At 30.6% G+C, this 1,707-nt stretch carries 1 protein-coding gene; it reads left to right on the top strand.

Annotation, left to right across the window (positions count from 1 at the left end; genetic code table 11):
• Positions 1–17 precede the first annotated feature (17 nt).
• Positions 18–1,707, top strand: a 1,690-nt coding sequence (locus MBCUR_RS02250) for a DUF11 domain-containing protein (protein WP_169805778.1), incomplete at its 3' end; no start/stop codon positions are given.

The raw sequence follows: 1,707 nt of genomic DNA, 5'->3' as shown, positions 1-1,707 counted from the left end.
TGGATATTCTTGTTCGTTTGAATGGTACTGGTAATATTGTGAATATTGCTAATGTTACTAATGTTACTGAGAATAATACTGGTAATAATAGTAGTAATCCTGATAATGAAACTAATATTACTGTTGTTACTACTGTGAATCTTAGTGTTGTTAAATCTTCTAATGTGTCTGGATCTGTCTTAAATGGTATATTTGTTTTGTATACTATTAATGTGACTAATTTTGGTCCTGATAATGCGACTGGTTTGGTTATTACTGATGTTTTAGATAGTAGATTGATTTATATTAATAGTACTAGTCCTCGTGGAACTAGTTATGATGCAAGTACTGGTGTTTGGAATATTAACACTTTAGCTAATGGTGAGAGTATTGTTTTAGATATTCTTGTTCGTTTGAATGGTACTGGTAGTATTGTGAATATTGCTAATGTTACTAATGTTACTGAAAACAACACTGGAAATAATAGTAGTACTCCTGATAATACTACTAATATTACTGTTGTTCCTACTGTGAACATTAGTGTTGTTAAATCATCTAATGTGTCTGGATCTGTCTTAAATGGCATACTTGTTTTATACACTATTAATGTGACTAATTATGGTCCTGATAATGCTACTGGTTTGGTTATTACTGATGTTTTGGATAGTAGATTAATATACATTAACAGTACAACTCCAAGACTTACAAGTTATATTGCAAGTACTGGTGTATGGTACATTGGTAATTTGGCTAATGGTGAGAGTATTGTTTTGGATATTCTTGTTCGTTTGAATGGTACTGGTAGTATTGTGAATGTTGCAAATGTTACTGGTGTTAATGAGAATAATACTGGTAATAATAGTACTCCTGATAATACTACTAATATTACTGTTGTTCCTACTGTGAACATTAGTGTTGTTAAATCATCTAATGTTAGTGGTAATGTTTTAAATGGTGCTCACATCTTGTACACTATTAACGTAACTAATTATGGTCCTGATAATGCGACTGGTTTGGTTATTACTGATGTTTTAGATAGTAGATTAATATACATTAACAGTACAACTCCAAGACTTACAAATTATATTGCAAGTACTGGTGTATGGTACATTGGTAATTTGGCTAATGGTGAATCTATTGTTTTGGATATTCTTGTCCGTTTAAATGGTACTGGTAATATTGTGAATATTGCTAATGTTACTAATGTTACTGAGAATAATACTGGTAATAATAGTAGTAATCCTGATAATGAAACTAATATTACTGTTGTTACTACTGTAAATCTTAGTGTTGTTAAATCATCTAATGTGTCTGGATCTGTCTTAAATGGTATATTTGTTTTGTATACTATTAATGTGACTAATTTTGGTCCTGATAATGCGACTGGTTTGGTTATTACTGATGTTTTAGATAGTAGATTGATTTATATTAATAGTACTAGTCCTCGTGGAACTAGTTATGATGCTATTACTGGTGTTTGGGATATTAACACTTTGGCTAATGGTGAGAGTATTGTTTTGGATATTCTTGTCCGTTTAAATGGTACTGGCAGTATTGTGAATATTGCAAATGTTACTAATGTTACTGAAAACAACACTGGGAATAATAGTAGTACTCCTGATAATACTACTAATATTACTGTTGTTCCTACTGTGAACATTAGTGTTGTTAAATCATCTAATGTGTCTGGATCTGTCTTAAATGGCATATTTGTTTTATACACTATTA

It is taken from the genome of Methanobrevibacter curvatus, from assembly GCF_001639295.1.
In the GTDB taxonomy this organism is placed as follows: domain Archaea; phylum Methanobacteriota; class Methanobacteria; order Methanobacteriales; family Methanobacteriaceae; genus Methanoflexus; species Methanoflexus curvatus.
This window is presented reverse-complemented; position numbering and strand designations above follow the sequence as displayed.